This is a genomic window from Enterococcus sp. DIV1279b (assembly GCF_050531515.1).
Lineage (GTDB): Bacteria > Bacillota > Bacilli > Lactobacillales > Enterococcaceae > Enterococcus_D > Enterococcus_D casseliflavus.
Genome location: NZ_CP172891.1, coordinates 1,727,804 through 1,746,423 on the forward strand (window position 1 = coordinate 1,727,804; position 18,620 = coordinate 1,746,423).

Below are 18,620 nucleotides of genomic sequence, written 5' to 3' on the forward strand. Positions count from 1 at the left end.
TTTATGGCATTATCTCTTGCTTGGGGTATTGATGATTCGGTCGTAATCAATGAAAACACTTATGAATTAAATCTAGAATTTTCTCGTGTTCTCCGATGGTACGAAATGTGGAAAGATCCCGAATTATCTAAAGAAGGAAAAGTACTATATTCCATTATCCTAATTTTATCCCATGATTGGGCGGAAGCACTTCCCGAAACAATCGAAGAACTAGCAGACATTATTCCACAGGATGATTTAATTCCATTATCAAACGCTATTATCAAAAGGATTGCTGGGGATCAATTTGAAAGCACAACAGTCAAACGTGATTTAAAAGGAAATATTTTAGAGGACGAGGAAAAGAAGTGGTATGAATTCGAACAGGATTCTGGCTACATCTATTCCTCTTTTTTGATGGATTATGGGATGGATTTGATGGTGGAAAGAAGCAAGGGAACACTGCATTGGGATAAGTTTAACCATTTATTAGCTGGTTTGTCTGAGAATACCAAGTTTAAAAATGTCATCAAGATTCGCATGATGGAATACCCAGAAAAAGCCACACCAGATGAAATTGAAGAAATAAGAAAAGCAAAATTAGCGGTGGCTTTGAAAGAAGATCGAGCAAACTTGGAATTTGAAATGATGGATCTTAAGCAAAAACGTGAATACATGTTGAAAAAACAAGAAGAAAGAGGTGAGGTGAAGGATGAATGATGGTTCCGTAATCATTGATGTCGAATTTAATACCGACAAAGCACGAAAGCAGTATCAAGATTTTGGTAATGAAGCGGCTCAACAGTTAGACAACAAGATTGGAAAGTCCAAAGCCTTCAACTCACTTTCTGAACAATCTGTTGAGTTTGCCAAAAAAGCTAGCTTGAGCATTTTAGCTGTCGGTACTGCTGTCGCTGGATTCTCAATTAAGGCTGCTGGCGATATGCAAGCGATGGATGCGCAATTTTCACAGGTTTTCGGTAATTTAGAAAAGGATGCTCAAAGTAGTATTGATTCAATTTCGAAAGAAACAAATATCCTACCTAACCGCTTGAAACCAGCCTTCACTTCTATGGCTGCATTTGCAAAGACGAGCGGTATGGATACAGCAGAATCTCTGGATTTGACTACAAGAGCAACAAAAGCCGCGGCTGATAGCGCTGCATTTTATGATAAGTCAATTGGTGAAGTTTCTGAAAGTCTACAGCAATATTTAAAAGGAAACTACGAAAACGATGCAGCACTTGGTATTTCATCTACTGAAACAACACGAAATGCAGCTGCAAATAAGCTTTACGGTAAATCATTTAACGACTTATCCGAAGCCCAGAAGCAGTTAACGCTTTTACAAATGGTTGAGGATGGTAACAAATTATCAGGAGCTTTAGGGCAAGCTGCACGTGAAGGCGGTGGTCTTGAGAACGTTATCGGAAATATGAAACAAGCCATCACGGATTTAGGGGCAGCTTTTGGTGCGCCGTTGCTTGATCCATTTCTTGCAATTGTTCAAAAAATTAGTGGAGCGATGGCAAAACTAGCAGAAGTGTTTAGAGAAAATCCTGCGCTTGTTTATGTCGTAGTAGGTGCCATAACTACTTTAGCTGCAGCATTTGGGGCTGTTTGGTTAAAAGCAGTTGGCTTTGCCAAGATCGGTTCGATGATAAGCACTGCTTTATCCGTTTTAGAGAGCCCGATATTTCTTGTTATTGCAGCTATAGGAGCATTGGTAACTGCTTTTATCTATTTTTACAACACGAGTGATACCTTTAGAGAGAAGGTTAATGGGGCGGTCAAGACCTTACAATCTTTTATGGCTCCTGTTGGAGATGTTATCGAAGGCATTAAGTTGCTGGCACAAGCTTTTAAAGCGATTGTTTTCAACGACTTCAGTGTTAGTCTTTCTGATTTACATGATCAGTTCGTCAAACTATTCCCTGAATCTCTATGGAACGGCATGACATCATTCGCACAAAGCACTAAAGGATTAGTGCAAGGAATTTCAACTCTTGCTAAAGCTTTCAAAGCAATAGCACTTGATGATTTCTCGGTAAGTGTAACCAATTTAAAGGCAGATTTTTTAGAGGTATTTCCTGAAAGCTTATGGAACGGAATGACCAAAATCGCTTTAGGAATTCGCTCATTGATTAACGGATTCAAAAGTGGTGAAAAATCAATAGATCCGTTTGGAATTGCTCTAAAAATACTGCAGTCAGTTTTTCTTGGATTGCTTGGACCTATAGGGTTGTTTATCAAAGCGTTTGAATTAATTGCAAAGGCTCTAGGAGGCGGAGATGTTTCTAAAGGAATCGATAAAATTATCGATGCTTTTGATTCTCTCGCATCGGGTCTAGAAAGTAATGGACCAAAAGTGGGAAGTTCTGCTGGCAAAGCAATTGAGGGTATTCTCGCTGCTATTGCTTCTGCATTACCTGGTATTATCTCAGGAGGATTGCAAATAGTTGCTGCTATTGTATCTGGTATTGCACAAGGTCTACCTTCACTAGCAATGTCTGCCAGTCAACTAATTATGGCGTTCACCGCAGCTATGCTTATTCTAGTACCGCAAATCGCTTTATCAGCAACAGCAATCATTGTGGCTTTATTAGCAGCTTTAACAGCAGGGCTACCACAAATCATTGTTGCTGGTGGAGCATTGATTCTGGCCTTACTAGATGGCATCACTGAGCAACTACCAGCCTTGATAGAATCGGCAGCGACTTTGATAGTAACATGGTTAACTGCATTGACAGAGCACGTTCCAGAAATAGTTGTAGCTGGGATGTCTCTAATAATTGCTATTCTTGATGGTATTGCCCAAAAGCTTCCTGATCTAGTAGCTGCTGTTGGCACACTGATCGTGACGTTCCTTACGGCATTATCAGGACAGTTGCCAAGTATTGTAACTGCAGGAGCGGACCTTTTAATTAATTTCTTGAATGGTTTAGCTTCCAAGATGCCTGATATCGTTTCTGCAGCTCTAAATTTAATTGTTCAGTTCATAAATGGATTGGCTTCAAAAGCAGGAGATGTTGTTACTGCAGGGGTTAATCTTATTGTTCAAATTTTAAAAGGTATCGCTAATAACATTGAACGAATCGTTAGTGCAGGCATGGATATTGTAGATGCCACTGTTAGAGGGATCCTAAGAGCACAGGATCGATTATTTAAAGCCGGTATTACATTGGTAAATGGGCTAGCTAATAATATTCGTAATAACCAATCAGCTATGAGAGAGGCAGGTGCCAATCTATTAAACGCTTTAATTGGCGCATTACCAGGTGGTGCATTGATTAACAATGGTATTGCGTTGGTTGATGGTTTACTAAGTGGATTGATGTCTGGATTTGAGAATGTAAAAAGAACTGTGTCCGGATGGGCGGATACGATAGCAAGTTTAAAAGGACCTATTCCATACGATAAAAAAGTATTAATAGAAAATGGACTGGCTTTGGTATCAGGGCTTAGAGAAGGATTGTTGAATGGATTCTCAGAAGTAAAATCGAATGTCGCAACATGGGCAAACGAATTGCAAGAAGGAATCGAATCTGAATTTGATTCAAACTATTTTAACGATTTAGTAGCAAATATACCTAGTAAAATACCAGCAATGGATGCATTGATTAATGGAAGATTGGCACCAGAACTTGCTTCAGGTGTTTCAAAAGCCAATGCAATTGATCCTGCAAACCAAATCATTAAAAATATATTTAACAAACAAGACACACAAAATTCAACACCCGATTACATTGTATTAAAAAATACTATCGAAACAGATGGAAAAGCTTGGGCAGAACAAACTGCTGTTTTCACCAAGGAAGAATTAGATCAGCAATCCTATATTCAGAGAGTCGCAAGGAGGTATGAGTAATTATGCTACAAGTTTTTTTTGATGGTTATGATATCACCGAGTATTTATCAGTTTTGAACGATTTTCAAAGAAATCTAGGTGCTGAGAGAGAAGTCAAACTCGCAAAAACTGGAGATGGTGTGAAGGGAAAAGAATATTTAACTACTTCATACAATGAAAATACTATACCAATGCCGTTTATTTTAAGATATGACTTAATCTCAAAAAGACGAGCACTTGCGGGAATCCTTAACGTAAAAGAACCCAAAAAGCTTGTTTTCATGGATGAACCAAACAAATATTATTGGGCTTTACCTTCAGGGGACACAAAAGTATCTGAAAAATCTTTTATCGGTAAGGGGACAATTAACTGGATTGTCCCCGATGGTATTTCCCACTCATCAACAATTAAGCCTATTAATGCAGAATTGAATGATGAGGGAGTTTGGGAATTTGAAATCAATAATGAAGGAACAGAAGAAGTAGCTGTTGACTATCACATCAAACTAAAAAAAGAGAGTGGTTTCATTGGCCTAATCTCTGAACATGGGGTGATGCAGTTCGGAAAGATTGAGGAGATAGACGGTTATGACGATACTAAAACGAAGGAAATTTTAAGTTCTGCTCCTTCATTTTCAAATTGGACGCGAACGATACAAAAAAATCTGGAAAACCCAATCAATGCGATCAATGGTTCTCTAAGATTCAGCACCTATAACGGAAAACAGATAATCACACTTGATAAAGTCGGCTCTGGATTAAATTGGCACGGAGGAGTGTTAGACGTTCGCTTTGCAGCTGATTCTAATGGTGAACTTGGGTCAGACAATTGGTATCTGTACTCAGAAATCGGGTTTGAAGCTTTCTTGTACGATCAATCAGGAGCAATCACACTTTGCTTTTTTGATGAAAATGAAGAAGCAGTTTTTTCTTTCGTGGTTTGGAAAAATACAGTCACGAGTTACACTTCTATTGCGAGTTGGGGAGTACCTGGCAAAGCAATGGGATCAACATCGTTCATAGCAAGCAGTGATGCAGTCAACCCTTTTCGTCAAGATAAAGGGTATTTTTCGATCACCAAAATTGGAAGTTCTATTGAGGTATTTTTACTAGGGAAAAAATTTAGATCTGAAAACACCGACCTGCTCAACAAAAAAGTGGTGGGGTGCCAAGTTTTTATTGGCCAACATGGCAATCGAATTATTAATGAGAAATACGTATCGATGCTGTTTCTCAAGAAATTTGTTTTTCAGAAACTAAATATCGTTAAATGGATTGATCTTGTCAATCGTTATGCAGCCAACTCAGATATTTATATCAACGGGACTGAAACGAAACTTTATGTAGATAATCTCCCGCAAGGGAAAGATGAAGTGAAAGGTACGAAATGGTTCAAAGTTCCGCCTGGCAAAACAAAAGTTCAACTCGCATTATCTAGTTTTGCCGAATTGGAATCCGCAACAGCAGAAATAAGGGAGGCTTGGGTATGACAACTGAAAACGTGCGTATTGCAGTAAGAGATGCCCATGACAGTGAAACCCTAACCTATATGGACAATTCTGCTGTCGGAGCCATTCACTTTGATAAAGCTGACCTGACAAGATTTTTCGAGGGAGATACGACAGCGTTAGTCATGCGTATAAACAACAAACATCCTGAAGCCTCGTTTGTTACCGTTGGGAATAAACTTTCCTTTGTATATAAAAACCGTGATTATTGGCTGAATATCAGCCAAACAGGCAGAGATGGTTATTATAAAGAACTTGTCGCTTTTTCACTTACATGGGAGCTATACAAAGAAAAAATGCCCGCTTATACTTCGCCAAAAGCGATGACGATTGCGGAAATAATCAAAGTAATTGATTCCGAAGGAACTCTTGAAATCGGGATTAACGAAATGCCAGATAAAAAGATGGTTTTTAGCTGGGATGGCATTCAGAATAAAAAAGATCGCTTATATTCAGCTGCTAATCAGATTGGCGCAGAACTTGGTTTAGTTACTGAGACAAACGATGATTATTCTCTAAAACGTCATGTGATCAATATTTATAAAGAACACACTGATACCCATCAAGGATTAGGTCAAGATAAACGTGATACAACTCTACGAGTAGGAAAAGAGTTAAAAGTAATCAATCAAAAAGATTCTGCTGACGAGTTTTATACAGCCATTCGTGCTACTGGAAAAGATGGGCTTTCAATCGTAAATCTCGAATTTGAAGAACTTGATGATGATGGAAACATTCTGTATTTCAGTAAAAAAGGCGATAACGGTATCCGAGCTTTGCAGGCAAGAAATAAAATCCCGTCAAACACTAACAAAAAAGATGATGGGTATTTATTTGATGATCGAGGAGAAACAGAATATACCACCGTTGAAGCTTTAAAAGGGTACATGCTTTCTGAGTTAAAAAAAATAAGCCAGATCAAGGTTGATTATGAAACACAAGGATATTTTGACAGTGATCCAGGAGATACGTTCTCATTAGAAGACTCAGTTTACTATAATCCACCCCTTTATCTTGAAGCCAGGGTTTATGAGCAGACCGAGTCTCTTGTATTAGGTGTGACATCTAGTGATCGGACAACGTTTACTAACTTTGTTCAAAAAGAATCCGAAATCAGTAATGATTTGCTTGCTCGAATGCGAAAACTAATCGAAGCAAATAAAGTCTTTACGTATGAAATCATCACTAGTGATGGAGTTACTTTCAAAAATGGATTCGGCAGTACCACATTAACTGCTCGTGTTAGAGATGGTATCAAGGATATAACAGATACCTTTAGTCTGAAATGGTATAAAGATGGCCCTTTGTTTTCAAATACCAAGACAGTGACGATCAATGCTGCAGATATCGAAGAAAAGGCAGTCTTTCGTTTTGAAGTAGCAGACGATTCGGGGAACGTGCGTGGTGGCGCTGAGGTGACAGTCACGAATATTGATGATGGTAAAAAAGGGGAACCCGGTGAAACCTACTATCCACATCGTGGATATTTGATGGCAGACGGTACCTTTACCAAGATTTATCCGAATGAGAATTTAATAGTTGGTAGTATATCACCTTTATCGCTAGTTGGAACAAACTCAGCTAATCAAGGTATGTATCCATATCGCTTTTCTTTCGGTGCTCTTAAAAATATTCCTGCCAAACTGGGAGATGCTGTGGTTATTGCTTATGATTGGGAAGTTCTAGGAGATGACGTTGCAGGCACCTTCCTTCCTCAATTTGGAAATACACCATACTCTATCGCGAATAGAGAATCTTTTACTGTGACGAATACTAATAAAAAAGGAACTTCATCTTTTATAACCTCGGTTGCAGCTTCTTGGTTGGCGAGTACGGCAGTAGCTGTAAATCTTGGCTTTAGGGCTGATAATTTGAAAGGCACTCTAAAAATCACTAATTTCAGATTTTTGATATCCGATGTTGATTCAGGTTGGCTTCCATCTCCATCCGAAGACTACGAAAATGCCTATCCTAAATATGAAGGATTCTATTCAGATACGAATGTAGAAGGCTCAGACAATCCTGACGATTACAAACCATGGAAACCATTCATGGGACCACAAGGAAAAGACGGTTATACACCGGTAAAAAATGTTGATTATTTTGACGGACAACCCGGTCAAAATGGGAAGAGTGCTTATCTATGGATAAGATACTCTCAGAATGCCGATGGATCAGGAATGACTACAGATCCAGCAAATGCTAAATATACTGGTTATGCTACAACGGAAACGAACGTTGCACCTACTAGTCCAAGCGTTTATAAGTGGCAACAAACGAAAGGCGATTCTGGTATTGGTATTCCCGGAGAACCAGGACCAGACGGAAAGACGTCATATCTGCATATCAAATATTCGAATGATGGCGGATTGACTTTTACGGGAAATGGCGGAGAAGACGGTGGGGATTATATTGGGCAGTATGTTGATTTTACGGAAGCAGATAGTAAAAAGCCAAGTGATTATACGTGGTCATTGACGAAAGGTTCCAAAGGTGATAAAGGTGATCCTGCACCACTCATTTCTTTATCAGGAACAACACAAGCGATCACAGTTGATAAAGATGGAAAGATCACTCCAGCTTCTAGTTTTGCTGTGACCGGAACTGCAGTGAACACCGCTATCTCAAATTGGACGTATAGTCTAAACGGTGGGAATTTTGGTTCAGCTGTGCCGACTGGTGTTACTCGATCAGGTAATACGGTTACGATTAATCCAGTTACTGCGACATTTGATACATTCACCATCAAGGCGGCTGATTCGACTGTGAGCGATGTATTCACCATTTCTAGAATCAAAGACGGTGGAGAAGGACCTCCTGGCGCAGATGCTTATACTGTGTTTCTTACGAACGAATCCTACACCTTTGCGGGATCAACAACTTCAGCATTAGCTGGATCAACAACAACAGAAGTGATCGTATATAAAGGCATCAATAAAATTACGCCTAGTAGCATTACTGTAGGAACTAAGCCGACAGGACTCTCCTCTAGTGTGAGTGGATCAATAATCACATTATCAGCTACAACTGCACTAGTATCGAAGAGCGGAACTGTGCCGATCACAATCACAGCAGATGGTAAAACATTCACGAAGCAGTTTGCCTATTCGATTTCTTTTCAAGGTGGAAAAGGTGACAAAGGAGACAAGGGAAACACAGGGGATAAAGGCGATAAAGGTGATACAGGAGATACTGGTAAAGGGGTTTCTGTCGAAGAAATCAGCTATGCTATTTCTCAAGATGGAACAACTCCGCCAACGTCTGGATGGTCAGGGACAAGACCCACACCTAAAGCGGGCTGGTATATGTGGACAAGAACAAGGTTCAAATATACGGATAATACCTACAGTGCTTATTTCTATCTTGTCGCTCAACAAGGGAAAGATGCGATCATCATTTCTGCCACAGCACCAACTAATCCAGCAAAAGAAGACTTGTGGCAAGATCCAAATGACAAAACAAGTACAGTGTACAAATGGGACGGCACAAAATGGATACATTGGGGGATTTCAATTGATAACTTGATTGCAAGTAATGTGCAAATTGAAAATGGCGTGTTTAAACGTGTGGAAGGTGCGCTGATTGTTGGTTCAGAGTTTTCAAATCCCTACACACGGAGATACGATGATGGAACAATAAAAATTGGTGAACTAACCATCAAAGACGCAGAAACCAGAAATGCTGGAGTCATTCGTAATTCATCTGGTGTAATCATTCAATCATACGAACAAGTGATCAGTGATCAATTTATCCATATGTCCAGATATGAAGGAAATTCAATTGGAGACCAAACAAAACTTATCGCATCAGCTTCCATGACTTTTGATTTGATTCAATTGAACAATCGAGAGGCAGGGTTTGCTGGATCTTTGTCTGCTGAAATGCTCTATGATACTGGATGGCTTAAAGTGACCAGATTGAAAGGGACTGCTGGTGATATCTATTTAAAACGTTACATGAACAGGATTCTAATTCGATTTGATCAATTTGTTTGGAATGGTTCAGCCAATGGCGCAAGCACCAGCAACGCTGTTGCCATTCTTCCAGACAAGGTAAGAGAAGGGTTTCCACAAATGTTTACCGTTCCAGTCTGGATTGAAGGGAATGCGACTGAAAAATTCCAAGTTGAAAACGGGCGTTTGTATAAGCTATCGAATAACAGCGGAAACAGTCGGATCACAGCAGTAGGTGAGGTATATATCTAGGAAGGAGGAATATAGATGGTTATTTCGTCAATCTCGTTTATTTATGACAATGTGGGCAATGTTTCTGGTTATTCGGTTTCAGTGTCGAGCAAGAAAAAAGACATGTCTTTTCAGTCAGAAGTGACGTTAGGGAAAGAGGATTTAGATCTCAGCTTCGTAAATGAAGCAGTGAAATCAAAAATGTTACAAATGATAGAACAAGAGCAGCCAGAATAAGGTTGCTCTTTTAATTTATTGGAAAGTAGGTGGCATATGTTAAACGTAGGGGAGTTAGCAACTTGGGCAGGTTGGATCATGACAATCGTGGGAATGCTGGCATTTGTAATCAAACCAGTAATGTCTAACTTTACAAAGATTGCAGATAATCTGACCAAACTCGCTCATAATCTTGATTTATTAACCAGAGATTTAGAAGCAAGTAAATCAGATCGTGTTGCAATTCATGATGAATTAAAGCGACATGATGAGCGCTTGGATAAACACAATGACCGATTGATTGAGCATGGGGAACAATTAAAGTCTTTATGGAAAGAAAGAGGGAAATAATATGAAATTGACGAACAAGCAATATGATTTAGCAAAAAAAGTTTTAACCGTTGGGGTGCCAGGTATCACGGCGTTTATCGTAACTCTAGGTGGTTTATATGGCTTCTCGACAGAAATTATTGTTGGAACGATCACGGCTGCTGCAACTTTAGCTGGTGTGTTCTTAAATATCGCTAGTAGCCAGTATCAAGATGACCAGAAACCTGATTATGGGGACGGACAAGAGTTTACCGACAAGAAGGAGTAGCCGATCGGCTGCTTCTTTTTTTAGAGAGGATGATTGATATGAGTTTCATCAAATACGAGTATATCAATATTAATGAGTACTCAAGACCAGGTATCAGGAATAACGGTATTGATGGTATCGTTATGCACTACACCGCCAACAATGGTGGCACCGCACGCAATCACAAGAACTATTTTAATAATCTAAAAGGAATCTATGCTTCTGCTCAACTGTTTATAGATGATATTGAAGCACTCTGTATCATTCCCTTGAATGAAGTTGCATATCACGCTAACGAAATCAGCAAATACAATGCAGATGGTTCACGCTATCGTCCGCTGTATTCTAAGATAGGCAACGCCAACTATTCAACGATCGGTGTTGAAATGTGCCTAGACAAGAATGGAAACATTACGGAAAAGACATTCCAAAATGCTGTGAAGGCAGTCAAAGAATTGATTGCCATTTATCCTCATATTACGAGAGAGAAGATTTGGCGCCACTTTGATGTAACAGGCAAAAACTGTCCAGCTCCTTGGGTGGCAAAAACAAGCGAATTCGAACGATTCAAGAACGCAGTTTTCAGCAATACAAGCAACAACACACAAGCAAACACACCACAAATTCAATCAAAGAAAGTAGGAGAAACCATGTTACTATTTAGAAATCAAAATGATCCGAAAGTTTACTTTTTGACAGGAAACAAATTTACTCATGTGAAAACAGAAGGTGACTTGAAGAAAATCCAAGCGATGATGGAAAAAGCAGGCTATAACACTTGGATTCACACAGATCCAGTTCAAGTTGCGTATCTCCGCAAAGTAGCAACAGAAGCATAAAAAATAGCCCGCTTCGGCGGGCTTGTACATAGATCATATTCATTTTACTTGCAGTAAATAAGTTTATACTATAAATTAGTAGGTGCGTGCAATACTTTATGAAGAGTAGTTAGGCGGTGAAAACTTGGGGAAGTGCGCCTAACACTCTTCTTTTTTATTTTATCATTATTTCAACGTAATAGATATTATTGATTAGAAATCTCTTATATATACTCTAAGCTCTAAAAATTTGACCACTTATATTAATTATTGTATTAAAATTAGTATTTTATTAATTAAACATATTGATAGAAAGTTAAGAATGATGTAGATTTGTATTAGAGGTGATTCTATGAAAGTTGATAAACTACATTATAGAAAAGTAATTAACAGCGCAAGACACCTAGAATACAATTCGATACGCTATTTTCAATCTTCGTCTGATCAAAGCAACCTCGAGACAATTAATGAAGAATTAGACTATTTAATAAAAAATGATGTTTATCACAAGATAGCACGTACATCTCGTAAGTCATTTTTAAGAGATAAGATAATAATTAGAAAAAATCTTGAGCAGGATTTTAAACTTTTGGAGAAGTATACAGCTTTTTTTGACCAGCATGAAATGTGAAAAACAATATTCATTAAAAAAATTTTTTTATTTAATTATGTTACTCCTCTATGGAGATGGTTGGTTTATATAAATACATAGCCCGCTTCGGCGGGCTTGTAAAAATACTTAGTTAACCGCTAGATCTTTTGTAAAAAATTAATAAGATTTTCTGCATCTTTCATATTATCCAACTCATAGATGCTTTCTGCATCATCGGTTTTTACTGTGACAAAATTTCCATAAAAAGTATAGCTAGTAATTATCTTGTCATTTTCAGATAAATCTAGCGCATAAGTATTAGCTCCAACAAGTCCATCATAATCTTTTACTTTGTTCTTATCTGTAAGCTCTAGTTCGGATATCATATCTTGAACCTTTGAAATTATTTCTTGATCCAAACTTTTCTTATTTATATCTTCAAATTGATAGATACTTCCGTTCATAACTTTAAAATGAACTTCATCGATATTATTCGAATCAGAGTTTTTACTGGCTGATGCACAGCCACTTAAAACTAATATTAGCAATAGTCCACCTAAAATTTTTCTCATGACGGTCCTCTTTTCTTTTTTTCAGTATATCAGAAATTTATTTAAAAAAGTCTGAAAAAAGAAAATCTTAAAAAAGGATAATTGTATCCAAATAAGGCTATAGTATGTAAATAACTAACCAATTTAATTTTTCATTGTTTTACTTATTTTGATCCACTCTATCATAACTAGGGAGGCTTTTTTGTTGAAATAAAAAATATTACTTTGTAAAATGGAATCATAGCCTTGACCGGGGCTATTTCATTTTATATCTTTTTTCAGGCCCACTCTCCTTGAGGGTGGGTTATTTTTGAGCAGAAGGTTTGAATAAATTTTAGATCGCTCATATAATTAATTTACCATATAAAAAAACTTTTTTATCTAATTGTGCCACTCCTCCCCGGGAGTGGTTTTTTTGCAAAAAAAGCACAGCATATTCTCATATGCCGTGCAAGTGGAACTATGTTCCGTCATCATAATAATCATATAGTAATTTACTTAATAGGAAAAGTAATACGCTTATCGAACATTGATATTTTCAAATTCAATCATGATCTTCGTTTTGCCAATGACAGTATACTTCTTCACAACAAACTGTTTGCGATCATTATACTCACCAACAACCACAATTTGCATTCCCTCATCCACATCGGCTAGGAAGTTTAAACTATGCGCTGCAATCAAACAATTCACTCCATCAAGCGAGAACCGCATCAAAGGGGTCTTGCTCATCTTCAACACACGTATCTTCGATACATAGCCTTTCATCGTTTTCATAACAATCGCCTCCGTAAGCTTGTAAATAATAGCGACAATCCGTTTTACCTAAAGTGACAGCAACATAAAACGCGACACATTTTGCGCCGAATAAAGCTTCCTGTGATTCAGAAATAGAGTCAGGAAATTCATTTATAAACTCGGAATAGGATAAATAGCCTTGCTCGTATTGGCTGATGATATTCATCACACATCAAACCACTTTTTCTCAGAATAGAAATCTATATTTCGAATTTCACCATATTCTATGAGGGTGGATCCGATATAGATTCCCAAATCATTATGACCAGACAGAAATCCAGTTATATCAGGCATGAATCTCCCTAACTGAGTGTAATTTAGTTGTATCGCTAACTTTTTGTGTTTCATAAGCGCATCCTGAAGAAACTTTCCTATTTCTTCTTCATCCATTTCTGGTTTAGGTGGGCATACATAAGCTAACTCTTTGTCAACTCTATCAATATCGGTTGTATGTTCAGACAAGAAGAATCCTATCCACTTTAATTTTTTTCGATCCTCATAAGGTTTAATCATTCCCATAATTATCACTCCTTACGAAAAAGTATACGAACGTTTGTTCTCTTTGTAAAGCGAACAGAATTATAAAATTTAGATATTTGAATGCATTTTTCATTTTCTTCGCCAATATTCCGCCCATCTGACAAGTATTTATAAACATTCTTAATGCAGTATAGGCATTGTTTAGAATATAGGGGATTGATGAATATAATTATATCAAGGACGAACAGGGAATAAGGAGGACGTATAAATACTATTAAATACCAGAATGATATAAGAAGCCTTCATGGCAGTTCTGAAGATGGATGAGGACGAACCGAAGAAATAATCTGTTTTGACGGATGTCAGTAAGAGGAATAGAATGAAAGTACCTTCGAGAGAAGGTGCTTTTTTTGAATAAAAGGAAAAATCTAAAATGACCGAAGGGACATTCGTCGGTTGTTTAGTAGATAGTTTCATTCGATTGATGCGTGGCTTTTGATAGATTGAAGATCGGAGATGATTTGCGCATGAAGGCGTTGTATTTTAATGAATTCGGTGATTCAACTGTTTTAACATATGGGGATTTGCCGGATCCCATCATTCATGAAAATGAGCTATTGGTAGAAATGGTGTATATTGGGTTGAATTATGCTGATATTTATCGGAGAAAGGGCACCTATCATATTGAATCCCGAGAGCCTCTTATTAATGGCTATGAAGGGGTAGGGAGGATTATTCAAAAAGGAACATCTGTCTCCAAGTTTCAGCTAGGGGAAACGATTCTTTTTGTGGATGTTCCTTTTGCTAATGCAGAATTGGTGGCTGTTCCTGAGGAAAATGCCATCCGTATCCCATCAGGTATACCACCTAAATTAGCAGCCAGTATTGGTCTGCAAGGGTTGACAGCTGATTTTTTAGCTCATGATCTTGGCAATAATGTGAATCGTAGTAAGGTCTTCGTCCATGGGATAAGTGGTGGTGTCGGACAAATTTTATCGCAATTATTAACCGCAGATGGTCTAGAAGTGTATGGCGTCACTTCTACGGAAGAAAAGCGACAACTGGCTTTAGACCAAGGAGCAAAACAAGTCTTTTTAAGAAATACAAAATGGCAAGAATCCTACACCTCTTTCTTTGATACCGTTTATGATGGCATTGGGCATACATTAGCCGAAAGTGTCGACTTGCTCAAAAATAGAGGGAGGGTTGTCTTTTTTGGCATGGCCGGTGGAAATCCGCCAGCGATCGACTTTATTCCCTTGCTATCTAAATCAAAAAGTATTTTGACAGGAGATCTCTGGGATTACTTGACAAGTTTTCAAGAGCGGGAGAGAAGAAGCTCTCGATTGTTTGACTACTTTAGCAAGGATCAAATGAAAATCAGTCAACCAACCATTTTTTCATTAGCTGACGGAAAAGCTGCCCATGATTATTTAGAATCTGGAAAAAGTATCGGTAAAATTCTGCTGCAACCATAAGAAGGTAAAAAACTAGATTTTTTATTGCAAACGATACACCGAATGTTTGATGTTTCACTAAGGAATTTTTTTATATAATCTATAGTTCTCTTTTGATACATCTTTAAGGATAAAAATAAATGTAAAATGAATAGAATATTGCAAGAAACTAATAGTTTCTATCTATTCAGTGAGAATAAGATAAAACTTTGTGATACACAGTACATTTAATTTGAAAATATTTAATTACAGCAGTAAGATAAATATATCAAATACTTAAGGAGTGATATCTATGACAAACTATGAAGAAAAGGAAGCAAAAGCATTGGTAAAGATTGCAGAGGTTCTTGATAAGTTAGATGAAAATTTAGCTGAATTAGACACACTAGATGCAGATGCAAAAAAACATAGTATGAAGAAATGGATCGTTGAGAAAAAAGCGATTCATGAAATCAAAAAGATCGCACACGAAGCCGGTAAGTATGAAAAGTACGATGAAAAAGCACTACAAAAAGAAATTGATGAAGTTGAGAAGTATATGTAATTGAAGAATAATAAGAAATTGTCACCATTATTCAGCAATTGAAATCTGAATTGATAAAAGCCAGATTTCAATTGAAGATTTAGAATTGACAATGATCTCAATAAGCCCATGCTCTTATGAGTGTGGGCTTATTTGTGTCAGTCACAAGAAGTAACTCTCTGAGAATAGTTGCGTTAAAAAACATGGGCCAAAATTTACTAATTGAAGGAATATTTAAGAAGATGCCAAAATTATTTTTCTTATTTTTGAAACGGTCTCCGCAACAGAGTAATGGGAAATATCAATTTTTCTTGAACGCAATTCAGTATATTTTGGTAACCTATCCAGTGAACGCTGTAAATCAGATAGTGTTCGTTTCCCGGTGGTTATATCTCCTTCAAAGTTTTTCTGCAATTTTTCTGGCGAGGCAATTAATGAGGAGTGTTGCACGTCAATATCTTCCAATGCGATGCCGTTCAAGACTCGATCCACAATTTTTTGCTCATCCATAACCCAGCAAAAATAAATGACGTTGATCATAGAGTTATTGATAAAAGAGTTTAACAGAAAATGGCTATTGTTGATCACCATATCCTTGTTTTCTTCATTGACGACAAACGGATTCATCATCCAGCATCAATCTCCGTCAAGGTAAACAGACTGCTTTGTTTGTTTGGATAGTTCTTCAGTTATAGTTGATTTACCAATTCCCATCGTACCACTGATCAATATGAGCTTTTTCATCAAACTACCGCCAGCTTTAATATAAGGAGTAATGTTTTTCTCAATCAAAAAATGTGTTTAGATTTTTAACTGTGATCCAACCGTTTTCTTTCCACAGCCCAATCTCTTCAGAGCAAGCTACTTTTTCACTCGGTTGCTCATGCAAAAACAATTGGATCTTCTGTCCGTAAAGTAGTTTTCGAGTCAAAGCAAAGGTTGCTTCCGCAAAACCAGCTGCACCGATATAACCACAGATGCCATTTTTTTCTGTGTTATACAAATAAAAAATCTCGGCTTTTTCTATGTCTTTATAAAAGTCTACGAATAAGGTTGGAAACTGAGTAGAAAGATCGTCCGTGGCTTTTGGATAATTGATCACCTGATGACCGTTTTCAGTAAGTGTATTCGTCAGTTCTTCAAAATCCTTTTGAAAAGCGATACTTCCAGAAATAATTATTTTTGACATGCTATGGCTCCTTGTCGTTGATTTACTTCATTATATCAGGATGAAGGTGCTAAGCGAGGGAAATTTAAGCTAAAATATATCAATACAGTAATAATGGGAGACGAAACGGTAGCTTGAATTTAGCTGATTTCTTCTTAAGAAACTTAAGCTTAAGTGACATTTAGCTTAAACGAATAAAATTAATTAAAGCTAGACCTTCTGAACAAAGTATTTTATAGTATGATATTGAATGAAGGAATATTTATCATAGGACGAATTCCTTCCATACATTTGTAGAATCTATTGAGAAAATGAAATCGTTTTAAACAAATAGAGAGGAGAGTGTTTTGTGAACAAAGCAAAACTGATTGTTATTGATGATGAGAAAGTTAATGCTGATGGGGTAGCTAACTTGATCAGCATTAGTCAGTTACCAGTCGAGGTCGCCGGTGTTTTTTATTCGGGTTTAGAGGCGAAACAGTACCTAGAAAACAATCAAGTGGATTTAATGATTACGGATATCCAAATGCCAGAGGTTACTGGATTAGATTTATGTCAACTAATTCACGAAAAAAATCCTCAAGCAAAAACGATTATTTTTACAGGTGTTGCGACCCTTGATTATGCAAAAAAAGCCATGCGTTTTGGTGTCAAACACTTTATTTTTAAACCTGTTTCGCCTATTGAACTTCAAGATAGTATTATTGATTGTTTGAATGATTTGGCAAATATACAAAACAATCAACTTTTGCTTTTGAAAGAACAACTCAATCATATCATTTTAAATAATGAAGAAACATCAGTTACGCTACCTGAATTCTCACTCATTATGTTTGAAGAACAGTTTGCCGACCGTCTTCAACCCGTTATTACCGCTCAATTAAGAAACAGTCAATGTTTATTTACATCTACAAATCTTAAAGGGGTTCAACTTTTCTATCTATTTCAAATCGAAGAGCTATCATCTATTTTACGTGGAATAGAGAGCTTTGATATACGATGTGTTATTTTTACAGCGGAAAAACAAAGACCCAATAGGATTACTAGTACCTTCAAAAAAGGGCAAATTAGTTTGGAAGATCGATTTTATTTTGACAAACTAACGATCATAGATGAATGTGATGTGACAGATAAAAATTATATAGGCTCAAAACGAATTCCTGAATTCCAGCCCTTGATTGATCTAATTAGGGATAATGAGTATACCAAAGCGAGGGAATTTTGTGTTGAACTATTGGAGCATTGTCGAGACAAGAAGGTACCTGCTCAAGACTTGAAAGATCGCTTTTTCTCATTTGTAAAAAAGGTTATGAATGAATTTGATTTTGACGATACAAAAGGGTACATGAATTTTTTAAATCAAATCAATGAAGTCACTTATTATTTACAATTGGTGGATCTTCTGGATGATTTATTAGACCGTGTGTCTAATTTAAAGAAAAAAGAGCAATTGAATGATACTATTTCAGCCAATATTAACTATATTCTTGAAAAGAACTATCATAATCCCGAACTTTCCTTGCGATGGATCTCCAAAAATTTACTATTCTTGAATCCAGATTATCTTGGGAAAACATACTTTAAAGAAACTGGTATGAAATTTAGTGATCGGCTATTAGAGTTGCGCTTATCTAAAGGAGTTACTTTGTTGCAAGAAGGAAAAAAGGTTGCTCAGGTTGCTGAATTGATTGGATATGGGAATAATCCTGATTATTTTGGTCAATTGTTCAAAAAGAAGTATGGGGTATCTCCAAAACGCTATCAAAAAGATAGTTTGAACAAATCGGATAGGCTGATGAAATCATAGGTGATTTAAAAAAGAGTTTTCACTATAAAAATCATAGTAAATAGAGAAAGTCTGATTTTTGAGTTTTTTCATCGACTTTCTCTATTTTTTTTGATGAAAATATCGATTATCCTAA

General features: G+C 37.0%; 18 protein-coding genes. 12 read left to right on the plus strand and 6 right to left on the minus strand.

From position 1 onward, the window contains the following. Positions 1 to 3: 3 nt before the first annotated feature. The 9 genes from IGI71_RS08100 (at position 4) to IGI71_RS08140 (ending at position 11,760) form a co-directional block, all read left to right on the plus strand. Positions 4 to 699, plus strand: coding sequence for a Gp15 family bacteriophage protein (locus tag IGI71_RS08100; RefSeq protein WP_192415719.1), 696 nt, complete (start codon positions 4 to 6; stop codon positions 697 to 699). Then, complete coding sequence (locus tag IGI71_RS08105) at positions 692 to 3,847, plus strand: phage tail protein (RefSeq protein ID WP_430616313.1); 3,156 nt, start codon at positions 692 to 694, stop codon at positions 3,845 to 3,847. Before IGI71_RS08100 ends, IGI71_RS08105 begins: the two co-directional genes overlap by 8 nt. Positions 3,848 to 3,849: 2 nt before the next feature. Continuing rightward, positions 3,850 to 5,316, plus strand: a complete 1,467-nt coding sequence (locus IGI71_RS08110) for a distal tail protein Dit (RefSeq protein WP_430616314.1) — start codon at positions 3,850 to 3,852, stop codon at positions 5,314 to 5,316. Then, positions 5,313 to 9,539, plus strand: coding sequence for a hypothetical protein (locus IGI71_RS08115; protein WP_430616315.1), 4,227 nt, complete (start codon positions 5,313 to 5,315; stop codon positions 9,537 to 9,539). The genes IGI71_RS08110 and IGI71_RS08115 overlap by 4 nt, the downstream gene beginning before the upstream one ends. 15 nt (positions 9,540 to 9,554) lie before the next feature. Further along, the gene (locus IGI71_RS08120; protein ID WP_121261419.1) at positions 9,555 to 9,755 is read left to right on the plus strand and encodes a hypothetical protein; all 201 of its coding nucleotides are present in this window, start codon (positions 9,555 to 9,557) and stop codon (positions 9,753 to 9,755) included. A gap of 36 nt (positions 9,756 to 9,791) precedes the next feature. Continuing rightward, positions 9,792 to 10,085, plus strand: a complete 294-nt coding sequence (locus IGI71_RS08125) for a hypothetical protein (RefSeq protein ID WP_010749285.1) — start codon at positions 9,792 to 9,794, stop codon at positions 10,083 to 10,085. A 1-nt stretch (position 10,086) separates the two neighbouring features. Further along, positions 10,087 to 10,332, plus strand: coding sequence for a phage holin (locus IGI71_RS08130; RefSeq protein ID WP_142425454.1), 246 nt, complete (start codon positions 10,087 to 10,089; stop codon positions 10,330 to 10,332). A gap of 38 nt (positions 10,333 to 10,370) precedes the next feature. Beyond that, entirely contained in the window at positions 10,371 to 11,150 is a 780-nt protein-coding gene (locus tag IGI71_RS08135) for a peptidoglycan recognition protein family protein (RefSeq protein WP_430616316.1), read from the plus strand. Between the two features lie 331 nt (positions 11,151 to 11,481). After that, on the plus strand, positions 11,482 to 11,760 hold the full coding sequence (locus IGI71_RS08140) for a hypothetical protein (RefSeq protein ID WP_142967367.1): 279 nt from the start codon (positions 11,482 to 11,484) through the stop codon (positions 11,758 to 11,760). 119 nt (positions 11,761 to 11,879) lie between these two features. Here IGI71_RS08140 and IGI71_RS08145 read toward each other — a convergent pair whose 3' ends face one another. From IGI71_RS08145 to IGI71_RS08160, 4 genes are all read right to left on the minus strand, one after another. Beyond that, a complete protein-coding gene (locus IGI71_RS08145; protein ID WP_074536836.1) occupies positions 11,880 to 12,293 on the minus strand; it encodes a hypothetical protein in 414 nt (137 codons plus the stop codon). A gap of 498 nt (positions 12,294 to 12,791) precedes the next feature. Further along, entirely contained in the window at positions 12,792 to 13,049 is a 258-nt protein-coding gene (locus IGI71_RS08150; RefSeq protein WP_142974222.1) for a hypothetical protein, read from the minus strand. Continuing rightward, a complete protein-coding gene (locus IGI71_RS08155; protein WP_121261409.1) occupies positions 12,970 to 13,236 on the minus strand; it encodes a hypothetical protein in 267 nt (88 codons plus the stop codon). The genes IGI71_RS08150 and IGI71_RS08155 overlap by 80 nt, the downstream gene beginning before the upstream one ends. Next, positions 13,236 to 13,589, minus strand: a complete 354-nt coding sequence (locus IGI71_RS08160; protein ID WP_430616317.1) for a hypothetical protein — start codon at positions 13,587 to 13,589, stop codon at positions 13,236 to 13,238. The genes IGI71_RS08155 and IGI71_RS08160 overlap by 1 nt, the downstream gene beginning before the upstream one ends. Before the next feature lie 488 nt (positions 13,590 to 14,077). On the opposite strand from IGI71_RS08160, the gene IGI71_RS08165 reads away from it, so the two are divergent. Both IGI71_RS08165 and IGI71_RS08170 read left to right on the plus strand, forming a co-directional pair. After that, positions 14,078 to 15,028 (plus strand): zinc-binding dehydrogenase, encoded by a 951-nt coding sequence (locus tag IGI71_RS08165; protein ID WP_430616318.1) that lies wholly within the window; start codon positions 14,078 to 14,080, stop codon positions 15,026 to 15,028. Between the two features lie 271 nt (positions 15,029 to 15,299). Next, the gene (locus IGI71_RS08170; protein ID WP_015509648.1) at positions 15,300 to 15,551 is read left to right on the plus strand and encodes a hypothetical protein; all 252 of its coding nucleotides are present in this window, start codon (positions 15,300 to 15,302) and stop codon (positions 15,549 to 15,551) included. Positions 15,552 to 15,764: 213 nt separating this feature from the next. On the opposite strand, the gene IGI71_RS08175 is transcribed toward IGI71_RS08170, so the two are convergent. After that, a complete protein-coding gene (locus IGI71_RS08175) occupies positions 15,765 to 16,160 on the minus strand; it encodes a hypothetical protein (protein ID WP_016609500.1) in 396 nt (131 codons plus the stop codon). Positions 16,161 to 16,314: 154 nt separating this feature from the next. Next, positions 16,315 to 16,719 carry a hypothetical protein gene (locus IGI71_RS08180; RefSeq protein ID WP_016609498.1) on the minus strand — a complete coding sequence of 135 codons (405 nt, stop codon included), beginning with the start codon at positions 16,717 to 16,719 and terminating at the stop codon, positions 16,315 to 16,317. 328 nt (positions 16,720 to 17,047) lie between these two features. On the opposite strand from IGI71_RS08180, the gene IGI71_RS08185 reads away from it, so the two are divergent. Further along, entirely contained in the window at positions 17,048 to 18,505 is a 1,458-nt protein-coding gene (locus tag IGI71_RS08185; protein ID WP_430616319.1) for a response regulator transcription factor, read from the plus strand. Positions 18,506 to 18,620 lie beyond the last annotated feature (115 nt).